At 67.8% G+C, this 15,930-nt stretch carries 14 protein-coding genes; 4 read left to right on the plus strand and 10 right to left on the minus strand.

From position 1 onward, the window contains the following. Positions 1-54: 54 nt before the first annotated feature. The 3 genes from KL771_RS21640 (at position 55) to KL771_RS21650 (ending at position 2,363) form a co-directional block, all read left to right on the plus strand. A complete protein-coding gene (locus KL771_RS21640; RefSeq protein WP_261970583.1) occupies positions 55-756 on the plus strand; it encodes an alpha/beta fold hydrolase in 702 nt (233 codons plus the stop codon). Beyond that, entirely contained in the window at positions 753-1,364 is a 612-nt protein-coding gene (locus KL771_RS21645) for a CAP domain-containing protein (RefSeq protein WP_261970584.1), read from the plus strand. Before KL771_RS21640 ends, KL771_RS21645 begins: the two co-directional genes overlap by 4 nt. A gap of 210 nt (positions 1,365-1,574) precedes the next feature. Next, positions 1,575-2,363 carry a sulfite exporter TauE/SafE family protein gene (locus KL771_RS21650; protein WP_261970585.1) on the plus strand — a complete coding sequence of 263 codons (789 nt, stop codon included), beginning with the start codon at positions 1,575-1,577 and terminating at the stop codon, positions 2,361-2,363. Positions 2,364-2,405: 42 nt separating this feature from the next. Here KL771_RS21650 and KL771_RS21655 read toward each other — a convergent pair whose 3' ends face one another. From KL771_RS21655 to KL771_RS21665, 3 genes are all read right to left on the minus strand, one after another. Then, positions 2,406-3,422, minus strand: a complete 1,017-nt coding sequence (locus KL771_RS21655; RefSeq protein ID WP_261970586.1) for an Hsp33 family molecular chaperone — start codon at positions 3,420-3,422, stop codon at positions 2,406-2,408. 265 nt (positions 3,423-3,687) lie between these two features. Further along, a complete protein-coding gene (gene argF, locus KL771_RS21660) occupies positions 3,688-4,623 on the minus strand; it encodes an ornithine carbamoyltransferase (protein WP_054358665.1) in 936 nt (311 codons plus the stop codon). Beyond that, positions 4,620-5,819, minus strand: a complete 1,200-nt coding sequence (locus tag KL771_RS21665; RefSeq protein ID WP_261970587.1) for an aspartate aminotransferase family protein — start codon at positions 5,817-5,819, stop codon at positions 4,620-4,622. The genes argF and KL771_RS21665 overlap by 4 nt, the downstream gene beginning before the upstream one ends. 566 nt (positions 5,820-6,385) lie before the next feature. On the opposite strand from KL771_RS21665, the gene KL771_RS21670 reads away from it, so the two are divergent. Then, positions 6,386-6,922 (plus strand): GcrA family cell cycle regulator, encoded by a 537-nt coding sequence (locus KL771_RS21670; protein WP_261970626.1) that lies wholly within the window; start codon positions 6,386-6,388, stop codon positions 6,920-6,922. A gap of 300 nt (positions 6,923-7,222) precedes the next feature. Here KL771_RS21670 and phoB read toward each other — a convergent pair whose 3' ends face one another. The 7 genes from phoB to KL771_RS21705 form a co-directional block, all read right to left on the minus strand. Then, positions 7,223-7,924, minus strand: a complete 702-nt coding sequence (gene phoB, locus KL771_RS21675) for a phosphate regulon transcriptional regulator PhoB (protein ID WP_261970588.1) — start codon at positions 7,922-7,924, stop codon at positions 7,223-7,225. A gap of 420 nt (positions 7,925-8,344) precedes the next feature. Further along, positions 8,345-9,058 carry a phosphate signaling complex protein PhoU gene (gene phoU, locus KL771_RS21680; protein WP_261970589.1) on the minus strand — a complete coding sequence of 238 codons (714 nt, stop codon included), beginning with the start codon at positions 9,056-9,058 and terminating at the stop codon, positions 8,345-8,347. A gap of 22 nt (positions 9,059-9,080) precedes the next feature. Beyond that, a complete protein-coding gene (gene pstB / locus KL771_RS21685; protein WP_261970627.1) occupies positions 9,081-9,872 on the minus strand; it encodes a phosphate ABC transporter ATP-binding protein PstB in 792 nt (263 codons plus the stop codon). Between the two features lie 51 nt (positions 9,873-9,923). Continuing rightward, positions 9,924-11,774: a phosphate ABC transporter permease PstA gene (pstA, locus tag KL771_RS28400; RefSeq protein WP_261970590.1), complete on the minus strand. Its 1,851-nt coding sequence runs from the start codon at positions 11,772-11,774 to the stop codon at positions 9,924-9,926. Continuing rightward, positions 11,767-13,143 carry a phosphate ABC transporter permease subunit PstC gene (pstC, locus tag KL771_RS21695; protein ID WP_261970591.1) on the minus strand — a complete coding sequence of 459 codons (1,377 nt, stop codon included), beginning with the start codon at positions 13,141-13,143 and terminating at the stop codon, positions 11,767-11,769. The genes pstA and pstC overlap by 8 nt, the downstream gene beginning before the upstream one ends. A gap of 178 nt (positions 13,144-13,321) precedes the next feature. Next, a complete protein-coding gene (locus KL771_RS21700) occupies positions 13,322-14,380 on the minus strand; it encodes a PstS family phosphate ABC transporter substrate-binding protein (RefSeq protein ID WP_261970592.1) in 1,059 nt (352 codons plus the stop codon). Positions 14,381-14,559: 179 nt separating this feature from the next. Next, positions 14,560-15,870, minus strand: a complete 1,311-nt coding sequence (locus KL771_RS21705) for an ATP-binding protein (RefSeq protein ID WP_261970593.1) — start codon at positions 15,868-15,870, stop codon at positions 14,560-14,562. Positions 15,871-15,930 lie beyond the last annotated feature (60 nt).

Here is a 15,930-nt window from a genome sequence, read left to right on the forward strand (position 1 = left end):
ATGGCTCGGAGGATCGGCCTTCCGCGCATGGCGCGCGGCACCTCGGAGATCCGTTTGACCGACTTCCTCTGGACCCGCCCCGAGACTGCGCCGCGCGCCACGCTGCTGCTGGCGCATGGCGCGGGCGCGGCGATGGATTCCGCCTTCATGACCCGGCTGGCCGAGGCGCTCGCCGCCGAGGCGATCGCGGTCGCGCGCTTCGAGTTCCCCTACATGGCCGAGCGGCGCAGCACGGGCCGGCGCCGACCGCCGCCCAAGGCGGAGACCCTGGTCGACGCCTATCGGGCGGCGATCGCCGCGGTGCTGGCGGAGATCGGCCCGTCCGCCCCGCTCCTGATCGGCGGCAAGTCGATGGGCGGACGCGTCGCCGTGATGGCGGCCGGGACGGACCTGCCCGAAGCGGTCGCCGGCGTGGTCGCGTTCGGCTATCCGTTCCATCCGCCCGCCGACGAGACGAACCCGCGGGTCGCGCCGCTCGCCGCGGTCGGCCGGCCGACGCTCGTGCTGCAGGGCGAGCGCGACGAGTTCGGCGACCGCGCCGAAGTGGAGAGCTACGCGCTCGGCGATGCCGTCACGGTGACCTTCGTCGAGGACGGCAGCCACGATTTCGGCCCGCGCGGGTCCTCGCCGGCGACGCTGATGGGCAATATCCGCTTCGCCGCCGCCGAGACCGCCGCGTTCGCGGCCCGGCTGTCCGGCGCCCAACCGGCCGACGCCGCCTCCACCGCTCCGGCCCTTACGGAACCGTGCCCATGACCGACCGCACCCTCGAACTCGCCCTTTCCCGGCGCGGCCTGATCCGCGTCTTCGGCCTCGCCGGCGCGGCGCTGCCACTGGCCGCCTGCGGTGGCAACCTGAACTATCTGGCCGGCGACACCTTCGGGGCCAATATCAAGATCGATCCGAAGCGCCCCTATGTGCCGGTCGATCCGGCCAAGGCGGTCGCCATGACCAATGCCTACCGGGCCAGGAGCGGCCTGCAGCCGGTCTCGCTCGACGGCACGCTGACCTCGATCTGCAGCCGCTATGCCAACGCCATGGCGGCGGTCGACAAGATGTCGCATTCCCTGCCGCCCTACGGCGCTCTGGACAAGCGGCTGAAGGACGGCGGCTATCTCTACGCGACCGGCGCCGAAAATCTCGGCGTCGGCTATCGCACGCTGGAGGATGCCTTCGAGGGCTGGCGGACATCGTCCGGCCACGATGCCAACTTGCGCAAGACGGACGTGACCCAGATGGGCATCGCCTCGGTCTTCAAGCCCGATACCGGCTGGAAGACCTTCTGGTGCATGATCCTGGCCCGTCCGCGCGGCACGCCGTCGATGACCGCAGGCGGCGGCGGTCCGTTCGGCATGCGCTTCTGAGTTCGGCCGCCGGCCGCGGCCACCGAACAGCGGTGGACCCATCATGAAGCCGACTTGCACTTCGGCCCGTCTCGGGACACAAAGCCGATCGGACCGATCGGAATTCCGGTCGGCCCATCCCGGTCCTCGGACGGGGTCATGCGGAGGCCCCGGGACGGGCCCCCTTCCAGCCATCCGGCGCCGGGTTCCGGCGGTCGAACGGGAGCAGACGTGGACCTGTCGTCGATCGAACCGCTCTATTCGATTTCCGGCTTCGCGGTCGGCCTCCTTGTCGGTTTCACGGGCGTCGGCGGCGGCTCGCTGATGACGCCGCTTCTCGTCCTGATGTTCGGCGTGCATCCGGCGACGGCGGTCGGCACGGACCTGCTCTATGCGGCGATCACCAAATCGGCCGGCGCGGCGATGCACGGCTTCAACCGCACGGTCGACTGGCGCGTGACCGGCCTGCTGGCGATCGGAAGCGTGCCGGCCGCGCTCGTGACGTTGCTGCTGCTACACCGGATCGGCCACAGCCACGATACGGCGAAGCTGATCTCGGTCGCTCTCGGCTATGCGCTGCTCGCAACCGCCGTGAGCTTCGTGTTGCGCCGCTATGTGCTCGCCATCGCCAGCCGCCTGCGCAAGGAGACGCCGGATCTGCGTCGGACCGCGTTCCTGACCGTCTTCACCGGGGTCGTGCTCGGCGCCATCGTGACGCTGTCCTCGGTCGGCGCCGGCGCCCTCGGCATCACGGCCCTGATGCTGCTCTATCCGCTCCTGCCGATCGCCCGCATCGTCGGCTCCGACATCGCCCATGCGGTGCCGCTGACGCTCGCCGCCGGCCTCGGCCATTGGGCCATGGGTTCGGTCGACTGGGCCATGCTGGCCTCGCTGCTGCTCGGCTCGATCCCCGGCATCCTGGTCGGCAGCCATTTCGCGCCGCGCATGCCGGAAGCCCTTTTGCGCGGCCTGCTCGCCGGCGTGCTGACCATCGTCGGCGGCAAGCTGGCCTTCGGGTAGCGTCGGCCCGGGCATCTCGAACCCGACCGAACCGACACGCCGTCACGCCTCCGCCGTCCCGGCATAGTTCTTCAGGGCCGTCGGGTCGTAATGGTAGCGCGTGTTGCAGAACTCGCAGGTGACGACGATCTCGCCGTCGACGGTCATGTCGGCGATCTCCTCGGCGGAGAACTGGTCGAGCATGCCGGTGACAGCGTCGCGCGTGCAGCGGCAGCGGTCCTGCACCGGCTGGGTCTCGAACACGCGCACGCCGCGCTCGTGGAACAGGCGGAACAGCAGCCGCTCCGACGACAGGGCCGGATCGATCAGTTCGAGGTCCTCGACCGTCTCGACGAGCGAGCGCGCCTCGACCCAGGCGTCGTCGTCGGAGAACTCATCCGGACGGCCCGACGCGTCGGGCGCATCGCCCGGCGCAAGGTCGCGCTGGCGGATGCGATCCTGGCTCTCGGGCAGGAACTGAACGAGGATGCCGCCGGCCCGCCAGGCATGCCGCGGCGGCTGGCCCGGTTCGCGCGTCAGCATCTCGGCGACCGCGAGGCGCACCCGCGTCGGGATCTGCTCCGACTGGGCGAAATAGGCATGTGCGACCTCCTCCAGGGTCGCGCCGTCGAGCGCGACGACGCCCTGATAGCGGTTCATGTCCGCCCCCTGGTCGACCGTCATGGCCAGATGACCGCGACCGAGCAGCGCCACCGTGCTCGCCCGACCCTCCGCCGTCATCGTCTCCACCGCCGCACGATCGAAGGTCGCGCAGGCGCGGATGCGGTCGGGCGTCTGATAGTCGACGACCAGCATCGAGACCGGACCGTCGGTCCGGGTCTGCAGGATGAAGCGGCCGTCGAACTTCAACGACGAGCCGAGCAGGCAGGTCAGCGCCACGGCCTCGCCCAGCAGTTGCGAGACCGGCTTCGGATAGGCGTGACGATCGAGGATCGCGTCGAGGGCCGGGCCAAGCCGGACCACGCGGCCGCGCACGTCGAGGGCGGAAACCGCGAAGGGCTGCACGGTGTCGTCTGCGCCCTCCTGCGGGGGGCGGCTGGCGAAGGTCGTGTCGGTCATGCGAACAGGTCCGGAAGGGCGGTCGGCAGCGGGACACTGCGGCCTGGGGGCGCCGCCGGAACAGGATGCGTCGAGACCGACGCGGAATCCTGTCCCGGGGCCGTATTCGCCCCTATATGGGGGCTTGCCGGCGGATCGGAAGCCCGCCGATCGCGGAGGATCGGCCATGCACTCCACCGGCATTGCGGATCGGCGAGGTCCGGTCGGTCGCGCCCGACCCGACTGGTCCCGCCGTTGCCGGAAGGCTGAGGCGGCCGGCCTCAGCTCACGCGCCGGCCGTCCCCATGACCCAGGCAAGAATGCCTTTCTGGGCATGGAGGCGGTTCTCGGCCTCGTCGAACACCACCGACTGCGGTCCGTCGATCACCTCCTCGGTGACCTCCTCGTCGCGATGCGCCGGCAGGCAATGCATGAAGATGGCGTCCTTGTTGGCCGCGCGCATCAACCGTCCGTCGACCTGATAGGGCTTCAGGAGATTGTGGCGGCGCTCGCTCTCGTCGTCGCCCATCGACACCCAGGTGTCGGTGATCACGCAATCCGATCCCTCGACCGCCTCATAGGGGTCGGCGGTCAGATGAACGCTGGCGCCGTTCTTGCGCGCCCAGCCGACGATATCCATGCGCGGTGCCAGTTCCGGCGGCGTCGCGACGCGCAGCTTGAAATCGAAGCGCGCGGCGGCATGGATCCAGGAGGTCAGCACGTTGTTGGTGTCGCCCGTCCAGGCGACGGTACGCCCGGCGATCGGCCCGCGATGCTCCTCGAAGGTCAGCACATCGGCCATGATCTGGCAGGGATGCGAGAACTTGGTCAGGCCGTTGACCACCGGCACGGTCGCGTTGCTGGCCAGTTCGACCAGCGCGTTGTGGTCGAGGATGCGGATCATGATCGCATCGACATAGCGCGACAGGACGCGCGCGGTATCGGCGATGGACTCGCCGCGACCGAGCTGCATCTCCTCACCGGTCAGCATCAGCGTCTCGCCGCCGAGTTCGCGCATGCCCACGTCGAAGGAGACGCGGGTACGGGTCGACGGCCGCTCGAAGATCATCGCCAGCACCTTGCCGGCGAGCGGCCCCTCGCCGCGCCGCGCGCCGCGGCGCTCCGCCTTGAGGCGCTTGCTCTCGTCGATGATCACGCGCAGATCGGCCGCGCCGATGTCGGTGAGGTCGATAAAATCCCGCTTCGGGTGCTTCGCCGTCACGCCGCGGCTCCCTTCCGGCTGGCCGCCTCGATGTCCGTCGCGGCCGCATCGGCCCGATGGACGGCTTCGTCGATCTCCGCCTCGCTGATCGTGAGCGGCGGCAGGAACCGGATCACGTTGTCGCCGGCGCCGACGCAGAGCAGCTTGCGCGCGCGCATGGCCGCAACGACCTCGCCGGCCGGCTTGCGGCATTTCAGGCCGATCATCAGCCCCTCGCCGCGCACGGTCTCGAACACCTCCGGATGGGTATCGACCAGACCGGCGAGCTTCTGCTTCAGGCGCAGGCCCTTGGCACGCACCGCCTCGAGGAATTCGGGTTCGGCAACCACGTCGATCACCGTTCCGGCAGCCGCCATGGCGAGCAGGTTGCCGCCGAAGGTCGAGCCATGCGTGCCGGCGGTCATGCCGGCCGCCGCCGCCTCGGTCGCCAGACAGGCACCGAGCGGGAAGCCGCCACCGATGCCCTTGGCGACCGCCATCACATCGGGGGTCACGCCGGCCCATTCGTGGGCGAACAGCTTGCCGGTCCGGCCCATGCCGGTCTGAACCTCGTCGAATATCAGGAGCAGGCCATGCCGGTCGCACAGGTCGCGCAGATGGCGCAGCATCTGCGGCTCGACCGGGCGGACGCCGCTCTCGCCCTGGATCGGCTCGACCAGGATCGCGGCCGTCTCCGGCCCGATGATGGCGTCGAGCGCCTCCCGGTCGCCGAACGGGACCTGGTCGAAGCCGCCCGCCTTCGGGCCGAAGCCCTCCAGATATTTCTCCTGGCCGCCGGCCGCGAGGGTGGCCAGCGTACGGCCGTGGAAGGCCCCTTCGAAGGTCACGATCCGCACCCGTTCCGGCCGGCCGTTGACAAAATGATAGCGCCGCGCCGTCTTGATGGCGCATTCGAGCGCCTCGGCGCCCGAATTGCAGAAGAAGACGCGGTCGGCGAAGGTGAGGCCGGCAAGCTTTTCGGCGACCGCCTCCTGCTCCGGAATCCGGAACACGTTGGAGACATGCCAGAGCTTTTCCGCCTGCGCCTTGAGCGCGGCGACGAGACGCGGATGGGCATGGCCGAGCGCGTTGACCGCAACGCCGCCCATCATGTCGAGATAGGCATCGCCGTCGGCCGTATAGAGCCAAGAGCCCTCGCCTCGCTCGAACGCCACGTCCGCCCGAGCGAAGGTGGCGTAGAGTGCGGACTGGCTCATGGTATGTTCCTTTCAGCATTCGGGGCGCCGCGACCCTCGGTCCTGCGGCACGGTCGCATCCGGCTCCGCCCGCCCGCCCGCCACCGGTTGCGCAGCAAGGGCGCATCGGTGCCGGGCAAGGCCCGAAACGAAACGTGCCGCCTCTTCGGCGGCACGTCGGATATACGGGAATTATGCGGTTTTTCGAGCAGTTCTGTCAACGGCGCGGCACCGTCGACATGAATCTGACAGGTTCGGCAGTCTCACCGCAGCGTCAATTCGCCGGCAACTCTGATTTCACACGAGAAATCCCGGTACTAACGCGTATTTCCCACAGAGAATCTGTGGCAAATCGGACTCACCTGGGGAAAACGCCCCAACGATCCCCAACTCACTGCCCCAGAGCGGTTGATGCAGAGTCTAGGGGTGGTGTAGGTTAACGGTCATTAAACACGACATCTCGTGCGGCGACCGAGCGGTCTGCGAGTTGTTCCCAGTCAAAGCGTCACGTCGACCATCGGCGGGCTCGCGCCCGGATGGTAGCGGATTCTGACGTCCGAAAACAGAAAGAACGAGGAGCGACGATGATTTCCTGGACAGACGAACGGGTCGAACTTCTCAAGAAGCTCTGGTCCGACGGTCTGAGCGCCAGCCAGATCGCGGCGGAACTGGGCGGCGTCACCCGCAATGCGGTGATCGGCAAGGTTCACCGTCTCGGCCTGTCGGGCCGTGCCAAGGCACCCGCCCCGCAGACCGCCCAGCGTCCGAAGAAGCCCGTCGCGGCGCCGCCGCCCCGGCCGCACCGGCCGACCGCCCCGACGCCGATCACCATCGGCGCCACCGCCCTGAAGGCCGATATCGTGCCGGCGGCCCGGCCGCTGCCGTCCGCCCAGCCGAAAGTCTATTCCTTGTCGGACGCGCCCCTGATCAGCAACGCCTCGATCTTGCAACTCACCGAGCAGACCTGCAAATGGCCGGTCGGCGATCCGGGCAGCGACGGCTTCCACTTCTGCGCCCGTCGCTCCGAAGCCGGCATTCCCTATTGCGGCTACCATGCCCGGATGGCCTATCAGCCGGTTGCCGACCGCCGCCGGACCGACCGCCGCATCGCCGGCGCCGCCTGAATTCACCCATCGGCGGCCGGGGACGAGAAGGACCCGGCCGCACACCGCCTGTGCTGCGTACTCCCTCCCAGACTGCGCGCCTTGCGGCCGCCTTCCTGCGAAGGCGGCCGCTTTTTCGACAGGCGCGGAGGAACCGAATCGGACCGGGCGCATCGGCGACACGGCGCATGCCGGCGGCATCGAACGCGGCCGCACGCCCGGCAGCCGGCATCCTGGGCGGCCTGACGGGCAACGGATTGCCGCCAGATCGGCCGTTCTCGCGGCATCGGCCGCGATGGCGGGCCCTCTGCGGACGATGTCCTATTGTGCCACCGCGGTGAATTGGTCGTCGAAGGCGTAGCCGGCGCCGCGGACGGTGCGGATCGGGTCCTTCTCGCGGCCGCGGTTGATCGCCTTGCGCAGGCGGCCGACATGGACATCGACGGTACGCTCGTCGACATAGACGTCCCGGCCCCAGACGCCGTCGAGCAGTTGCTCGCGCGAGAAGACGCGGCCCGGCGAGGACATCAGGAATTCGAGCAGGCGGAACTCGGTCGGGCCGAGATGGATCTCGCGTCCGCCGCGGCGAACGCGGTGGGTCTCCTTGTCGAGTTCCAGGTCGCCGGCCTTGAGCAGGGTCGAGATCAGTTCCGGCTTGGAGCGGCGCAGCATCGCGCGGACGCGCGCCATCAGTTCCGGTACCGAGAAGGGTTTCACGACATAGTCGTCGGCCCCGGTCGCCAGCCCGCGCACCCGCTCGGATTCCTCGCCGCGCGCCGTCAGCATGATGATCGGCAGCCGCTCGGTCTCTGGACGGTTGCGCAGGCGCCGGCACAGCTCGATCCCGGACAGGCCCGGCAGCATCCAGTCGAGCAGGAGCAGATCCGGCGTCGTCTCCTTCAGGCGGGTATCGGCCTCGTCACCCCGCGCGCAGGTCTCGACCGAATAGCCTTCGGCTTCGAGATTGTAGCGCAGCAGCATGCTCAGGGGTTCTTCGTCCTCGACGATCAGAACGCGGGCCATGCGAAAGGGTCTCCCAAGGCAAGGCGGCCCCGAGCAAGCAGCGTCGGTCCTTTGCGGCCTTGCGCAGTCAAGAATTGTCAAGACGACATCCGCGGATGCCGATCGAGGCCAGCTGCGCCGCGGTTTGCCAGACCGATCGGACGTCGCCTGTCTCTGCAAAGGAATGCGGCAACCCTACCGACCCGTCTGCGCCTGCCCGTCCGCACGCGGCCTGACCGGCGCGCCTATGGCGTTCAGCGCGGGGATCCGGCATGGCCGCCCCCCCGCGGCCGACCGCCGGCCCGGCCGCGAGCCCGCCCCCTCGGTCTCGCGGCCGGCCGCCGGGATATCGGGCCGCCGGGATATCGGGCCGCCGGGATGACGGGCGACCGGGATGACGGGCCGCCGAAGGCCGTCCGTCATCCTGGCGCGTCGGCGCCGTCAATCGGCCGGTTCGACGTTGACCAGATGCGAGGTGTCGCCCTTCGGACGATCCTCGACCAGCTGTTCGCCGGTGACCACATAGTGGACGGTTTCGGCGATATTGGTCGCGTGATCGCCGATCCGCTCGATATTCTTGGCGCAGAACAGAAGATGCGTGCAGATCGTGATGTTGCGCGGATCTTCCATCATATAGGTGAGGAGTTCGCGGAACAGCGAGGTGTAGAGCGCGTCGATCTCGTCGTCGCGTTTGCGCACCTGCAGGGCCCGCTCGTCGTCACGCGCCGTGAAGGCGTCGAGCACGTCCTTCAACTGCTCGAGGGCGATGTCGGCCAAGTGCTCGACGCCGATGACCAGCTTCTTGGCGCCGAAGTTGGTGTTGATGGCGATGACGCGCTTGCCGATATTCTTGGCCATGTCGCCGACCCGTTCCAGGTCGTTCGAGATGCGCAGCGCCGCAACGATCTCGCGCAGGTCCATCGCCATCGGCTGGCGCTTGGCGATGATCAGGATCGCCTTCTCCTCGACCTCGCGCTGCAGCCGGTCGAGCCGTGCATCGGTCAGGATCACTTTCTGGGCAAGAACGGTGTCCATGCGGACAAGGGCGGTGACGCTGTCGGCGACCAGCCCCTCGGCGAGGCCGCCCATCTCGGCGATCTTGCCGGCCAGCATCTTCAATTCCTGGTCGTAGGAGCGAACGGTATGTTCGGCCATGTGGGCAGATCCTCGGGTGGTGTCAGCCGAAGCGGCCGGTGATGTAATCTTGGGTGCGCTTGTCGCGCGGCTTGGTGAAGATCTGGTCCGTCGGCCCCTCCTCGACGAGCACGCCGAGATGGAAGAAGGCGGTCTTCTGCGAGACGCGGGCGGCCTGCTGCATCGAGTGGGTCACGATGATGATCGTGAAGTTCGAGCGCAGTTCGTCGATCAGTTCCTCGATGCGCGCGGTGGCGATCGGATCGAGCGCCGAGCAGGGCTCGTCCATCAGGATCACTTCGGGACCAACCGCGATCGCCCGGGCGATGCACAGGCGCTGCTGCTGGCCGCCGGAGAGGCTCGTCCCGGAATCGTCGAGACGATCCTTGACCTCCTCGTAGAGCCCGGCCTTCTGCAGGCTCGACACCACGATCTCGTCGAGATCCGACTTCGAACGGGCGATGCCGTGGATGCGCGGGCCGTAGACGACATTCTCGTAGATCGACTTCGGGAACGGATTCGGCTTCTGGAACACCATGCCGACCCGGGCGCGCAACTGGACCACGTCGAGCGCCGGATCGTAGATGTCCTTGCCGTCGATCTCGATCTTGCCCTCGATGCGGGCCGCCGAGATGGTATCGTTCATGCGATTGATGCAGCGCAGAAAGGTCGACTTGCCGCAGCCCGACGGCCCGATGAAGGCCGTCACGCTCTTTTCGGGAATGTCGATCGAGACGCTCTTCAGCGCATGCTTCTCGCCGTAGTAGACGTTCACGTCGCGGGCCACGACCTTCGGCTTTCGCTCGATCGTCGCACTCGTCACGTTGTCGGCCATGATGTCCATCACTTCAGTCTCCGGTCGGCAGTGCCGTTTGCGGGCGGCCACTCACCAGCGGCGTTCGAACCTCTTGCGCACCACGATCGCCAGGCCGTTCATCACGAACAGAAAGCCGAGCAGGACCAGGATGGCGGCGGCAGTCTTCGCCTGGAAGGCGATTTCGGGCAGGTCGGCCCAGAGGAAGACCTGAACCGGCAGCACCGTGGCGGCCTCGACCACGCTGGTCGGAACGTCGACGATGAAGGCGATCATGCCGATCATCAAGAGCGGCGCGGTCTCGCCCAGGGCATGCGCCATGCCGATGATCGTACCGGTCATGATGCCCGGCATGGCCAGCGGAAGCACGTGGTGGAACACGGCCTGCTGCTTGGAGGCGCCGATGCCGAGAGCGGCCTCGCGGATCGACGGCGGCACGGCCTTCAGAGCCGCACGGCTGGCGATGATGATGGTCGGCAGGACCAGAAGGGCGAGCACCAGGCCGCCGACCAGCGGCGCGGAGCGCGGCAGGGCGAAGGCATTCAGGAACACAGCCAGACCGAGCAGGCCGAACACGATCGAAGGGACCGCGGCGAGGTTGTTGATGTTGACCTCGATGATCTCGGTCATCTTGTTCTTCGGCGCGAATTCCTCGAGATAGACCGCCGCGCCGACGCCGAGCGGCAGGCAGATGACCAGGGTCACCAGCATGGTCAGCGCCGAGCCGACCAGGGCACCGAGAATGCCTGCCAGTTCGGGCTCGCGGCTGTCGCCGCCGGAGAAGAACCGGGTGTTGAAGGCGCTCTGAACGACCCCCTTGTCGCGCAGCACTTCGAGGACCGCGACCTGCTTGTCCTGAAGCTTGCGGTTCGATTCCGGCGTGGCCAAAATCTCGCGCGACCAGGTGCCGGCCGCCGCATCGGCGGTGGAGGCCAGCGGAACCAGGACTTCGCCTTCGATCCGGTCGTTGCCGAGACTATTGGCCCGAACGATGCCGCCGTTGATGCGGAGCAGCAGCGAAGGCATCGCGGTATCGAGCGTCTCCAGGGCACCGGTCTGCTCGAAGCGCTTGATCAGGCCGTTGCCGGTGGCGGTCAGTTCGGCAACGCGTCGGCCGAGCGTCGCCACGTCGGCCTCGATCTTGGCCAACTGGCCCTCGGTGGTGGCGATGCGCCCGGCATCGCCGCTCGCCTTGGCGGCCGCAGCCTGTTCGATCGCATGACGCCGGTCGGCTTCGACGGATTTCAGAGCGAGGCTGGCGCGCCCGGCATCGCGCAACGCCTCGTCACCCATCCGGCGCAACGTCTGCTTCAGAACCTGCACGTCCTCCGCAAAGGCATTGGACGTGGAGAAGATGGTCACCGCACCGGTGGTGGCGGACGGCGTGGCGATGCCGACGCCCGAATGGGTCGTCTTCGATGTCACCAGCCCCTTGTAGTAGAGGTCGGCTTCGTCGGTCACCAGGACCGGAACGGAGACGGTCTTCCCGATCAGCGTGGGATCGGCCATGACGCGCCGGCGCAGTTCGTCTGAGCCGCCGGAGGAGACCGCGCCGTAGAGGATGCGGCGCGAATTCCGGTCCGACATGCTCGGGACGACCAGCGACAGGGCATCGCGCACCGCCTTGGTGAAGTCGCCCGCCTGGCCGAATTCGGCCGGATCGCGGGTGCCCTTCGGATCGATCGTCTCGGCGGTCACCGGCACATCGAGCACAAGGTTGTAGCTGGTGAAAGCCGGCAAGGCCTTGATGACGATGTCGGCCAGCAGGAAGACCAGGAACAGGGCGGCGAAGCCGACGGCGACGAGCCCATAGGCGCGGAAGCGGCCTTCCGCACGGTAGCGCGCCTTGATCCGGGCGCGGGCGGCATCGGACGTGACATCGATCACGCGCGAGCCGGCCGAATTGGCGAGAACGTCAGTCATACTGTTCCCTGTACTTCTGGACGACCCGGAGCGCGATGACGTTCAGCGCCAGCGTGAAGAAGAAGAGGACGAAGCCGAGCGCGAAGGCCGACAGCGTCTTGGCACTGTCGAATTCCTGGTCGCCGACCAGCAGCGTCTTGATCTGCACCGTGACGGTGGTCACGGCTTCGAGCGGATTGAAGGTCAGGTTGGCGGAGAGGCCCGCGGCCATGACCACGATCATGGTCTCGCCGACGGCGCGGCTGACCGCCAGCATGACCGCCGAAACGATGCCCGGCAGAGCCGCCGGCAGCACGACCTTGCGGATGGTCTCCGACTTGGTCGCCCCCATCGCGTAGGAGCCGTCGCGCAGCGCCTGCGGCACCGCGTTGATGATGTCGTCGGACAGCGACGACACGAAGGGGATGATCATCACGCCCATCACCAGACCGGCGGCGAGCGCGGATTCGGAGGCGACCTGCAGGCCGACGGCATGACCGGCGTCGCGGATCAGCGGCGCCATGGTGAGCGCGGCGAAGAAGCCGTAGACCACGGTTGGCACGCCGGCCAGCACTTCGAGCACCGGCTTGGCCACCGCACGCACCCGCGGCGAGGCGTATTCGGCCATGTAGATGGCCGAGAACAGCCCGATCGGGACCGCCACGCACATGGCGATGAGCATGATCAGCGCCGTGCCGGCAAACAGCGGCACCGCCCCGAAGGCACCGGACTGCCCGACCTGGTCGGCCCGGATCGCGGTCTGCGGCGACCATTGCAGGCCGAATAGGAAGTCGAACCAGGAGTAGCGGGCGAAGAAGCGCAGGGATTCGAACAGGACCGACGAGACGATGCCGACCGTGGTCAGGATGGCGACCGTCGAGCAGCCGATCATGATCCACAGAACGACCCGCTCGACCACGGTCCGCGAGCGGAAGCCCGGCTGAATCTGCTGCAGCGCATAGCGCGCGCCGAGCGCGCCGAGAAGGAGGCCGACGACCAGCCGGCCCCAATCGGCCAGGGTCGTCCAGGTCGTCAGATGGCCGGCGGCGGCGGCGATTTCGGGCCGCGGCTCGCCCGCAAAGCTACCGGCGGCAACGTTGTGGATCTCGCGCAACAGAGTGGCGCGCGCGAGGTCATCGGCCGGCTGCAGGGACGGCGGAAGGGACGCCAGAACGGAATGCTCGATCGCGATCGGCGCCAGCGGCGACCAGAGCGCGAAGAGGCCGATCATCGGCGCGGCGACCGCGATCGCGACCCACCAGCCATGATAGCCGGGCAGCGAGTGGAACTTCGGCCCGCCGGCCACCTGCATGGCCGCAACCCGGCCGCGCCCGGCCAGGAAGGCGACCAGCACGGCGGCGGCCAGAATGGCGAGATAGACGGTACTCATGAACCCCCCGGTTGCCGGTCTCGTCCGGAAGCGGACCCGCACCGGCGGCGGAAATGGGATCGGGCGGACGTTCTAGCGGTTCGACCGAGACGGATGATCTCCATCCGTCTCGGCCGAACCTCTGGGAAAGAAACGACCCGGCAGTCCGTGGGGGGCTGCCGGGTCGGGATGGTGCGGATCAGAGGCCTTCCTTGCCGATCACGCTCATCTCGGCGGCGACCTTGCCGACCGTCGCACGCTGGTCCTTCGGCAGCGGGATCAGACCCTTGTCGGCCAGATAGCCGTCTTCGCCCATCGCCTTGTCGGAGGTGTACTCCGCCGCGAACTCCTTCATGCCCGGGATCACGCCGACATGCTGCTTCTTCAGATAAACGAAGAGCGGACGGGAGACCGGATACTTGCCCGAGGCGATCAGTTCGAAGGTCGGCTGCTGGCCGGCCACCGTGGCGCCCTTAATCTTCGCGGTGTTCTCTTCGAGGAACGAGTAGCCGAAGATGCCGAAGGCCTTCGGATTGGACTCGAGCTTCTGGACGATCAGGTTGTCGTTCTCGCCGGCGTCGATATAGCCGCCGTCTTCACGCAGCGACTTCCAGACCACGTCGAAGGCCTTGCTGTCGGCCTTGCGCAGCTCGGCCAGCGCCGGAACCTTGAGCGCACCCGGCTCCATGACCAGTTCCAGGAACGCGTCGCGGGTGCCGGAGGTGGGCGGCGGGCCGAGCACTTCGATCGGCTCGTTCGGGAGCGAGGCGTCGATCTGGTTCCAGCTCTTGTAGGGATTGGCGATCAGCTTGCCGTCCGGACCCGGAACCTGCTTGGCGAGCGCCAGGAACAGCTGGGTCTGGTTGATGTTGAGATCCGGACCCTTCTTCGAGTTGGCGACGACGATGCCGTCGAAGCCGACCTTGAGCTCGACGATGTCCTTGACGCCGTTCTTCTGGCAGTCGTCGAACTCGGAGGCCTTGATGCGGCGCGACGCGTTGGCGCCATCCGGATGGGCCACGCCGACGCCGGCGCAGAACAGCTTGAGACCGCCGCCGGTGCCGGTCGATTCGACCACCGGGGTCTTGAACTTGCCGCCCTTGCCGAACTGTTCGGCAACGGCCGTGGTGAACGGATAGACGGTCGAGGAACCGACGAAACGGATCTGCTCGCGGCTCTGCGCCAGAGCGGTGCCGGCAAGCGCGGAAGCGGCCAGACCGAAAGCGGCCACGGCGCCCAGGACACTGTTGATCTTCACGGGGCAAAACTCCTTGCCAGAGCAGGGACTCGGGCGGGCGGACGATCCGCCCTTCGTTGAGGGTTGGCTTCCTGCCGGCCACCCTCTCCCGACGAAGCCACGCTAGGGCTCCGACGCAACCCTTCTATGAAATTGGCGCGAAGAATTTATGACACATCAAATTATTGATTTTATTGATGTCACGACTTCGATGACACGGATCGCGCCGCCGGCAGGCGGATGGTGAAGACCGAACCCTGCCCGATCCGGCTGCTGACGCCGAGGCGGCCCCGATGGCGGGTCAGGATATGCTTGACGATGGCGAGGCCGAGCCCGGTGCCCTGCTTCTCGCGGCTCGACTGGATGTCCGCGCGATAGAAGCGCTCGGTCAGGCGCGGCAGGTGTTCTTCCGCGATGCCCGGCCCGTGGTCGGTGACGGCGACCTGGTAGCCGTCGCCGTCCGCCCGCGCCGACACCTCGACGGTCTTGCCGGATGCGCCGTATTTGATCGCATTCTCGATCAGATTGGACAGGACCTGGATCAGTTCGTCCCGGTCGCCCAGGACCGGCATCTCTCCCGCCGGCCGCTCGAAGTGTACGGTTACGCCGGTCTCGTCGGCGAGCGGGACCAGCATGTCGACGGTCTGTCCGGCCAGTTCGGCGAGATCGACGATCGTGTCGGGCAGGACATGGGCCTTCATCTCGATGCGCGACAGCGACAGGAGATCGTCGATCAGGCGCTTCATCCGGCCCGCCTGCGCGCCCATGATGCCGAGGAAGCGCTCGCGTGCCGCCGGATCCTCGCGCGCCGGCCCCTGCAAGGTCTCGATGAAGCCCGACAGGGCGGCGAGCGGGGTGCGCAGTTCGTGGCTGGCATTGGCGACGAAATCGGCCCGCATGCGCTCGGCGCGGCGCTGCTCGGTCTGGTCCTCGATCACCACCAGCACGAAATCCGGCTTGCGGTCGGAGCCGTTCGGATCGGGCGGGAAATGGATCGGCGCGAGCTGCGCCTCGAACCAGCGCTCGGTCGGAATCTTCTCCGCCCAGCCGATCGTCTCGGGCTGATCGAGCGACACGACGCGATCGAGCGCATCATGCAGGGCGGTGACGCGCAACTTGAACGACAGGGGATCGCCCGGCTGGATCGGTCCGAACCGAGCCGCCGCGACCTGGTTGACATAGCGGACGATGCCGCTGCCGTCGGTGATGATGCAGGGATCGTTCAGCCCCTCGGCGATCACCTTCATGCCGGAATCCGGCCAAGCGACGGCGCGCCGATCGCGGCGGGGCCCGAGCCTGGCGCCGAGGCGCCGATCGGCCTCCCGATCGCCCGTCGCCAGGGCCGTCAGGAAGATCGCTCCGCCGGCCAGCGCGGCGACCCAGGCGGGTAACGCGAAAGCGCCGGCCAAAAGGGCAAAGACGATCACGAGCGCGGCGGCCAGGCCCTGCATCTGACCGATGCGCCGACGGATCGCCTCCATCCGCGCCATTGCCTGCTGCTCCCGCTCCATGTCGTCGCTGTCCGGTCCTGCGTTCCGATCCTGGCGCGCGACTGGTAGCATGAACCCGAA

The sequence above is a fragment of the Prosthecodimorpha staleyi genome (genome assembly GCF_018729455.1).
GTDB classification, from domain to species: domain Bacteria; phylum Pseudomonadota; class Alphaproteobacteria; order Rhizobiales; family Ancalomicrobiaceae; genus Prosthecodimorpha; species Prosthecodimorpha staleyi.

What these genes read in the sequence shown, in the direction of transcription:
- KL771_RS21645 (WP_261970584.1), top strand. Translation starts at nt 753, where the DNA reads ATGACCGACCGCACCCTCGAACTCGCCCTTTCCCGGCGCGGCCTGATC.
- KL771_RS21655 (WP_261970586.1), bottom strand. Translation starts at nt 3,422, where the DNA reads ATGACCGACACGACCTTCGCCAGCCGCCCCCCGCAGGAGGGCGCAGAC.
- KL771_RS21665 (WP_261970587.1), bottom strand. Translation starts at nt 5,819, where the DNA reads ATGAGCCAGTCCGCACTCTACGCCACCTTCGCTCGGGCGGACGTGGCG.
- phoB (WP_261970588.1), bottom strand. Translation starts at nt 7,924, where the DNA reads ATGGCCCGCGTTCTGATCGTCGAGGACGAAGAACCCCTGAGCATGCTG.
- phoU (WP_261970589.1), bottom strand. Translation starts at nt 9,058, where the DNA reads ATGGCCGAACATACCGTTCGCTCCTACGACCAGGAATTGAAGATGCTG.
- pstB (WP_261970627.1), bottom strand. Translation starts at nt 9,872, where the DNA reads ATGGCCGACAACGTGACGAGTGCGACGATCGAGCGAAAGCCGAAGGTC.
- pstA (WP_261970590.1), bottom strand. Translation starts at nt 11,774, where the DNA reads ATGACTGACGTTCTCGCCAATTCGGCCGGCTCGCGCGTGATCGATGTC.
- pstC (WP_261970591.1), bottom strand. Translation starts at nt 13,143, where the DNA reads ATGAGTACCGTCTATCTCGCCATTCTGGCCGCCGCCGTGCTGGTCGCC.
- KL771_RS21705 (WP_261970593.1), bottom strand. Translation starts at nt 15,870, where the DNA reads ATGGAGCGGGAGCAGCAGGCAATGGCGCGGATGGAGGCGATCCGTCGG.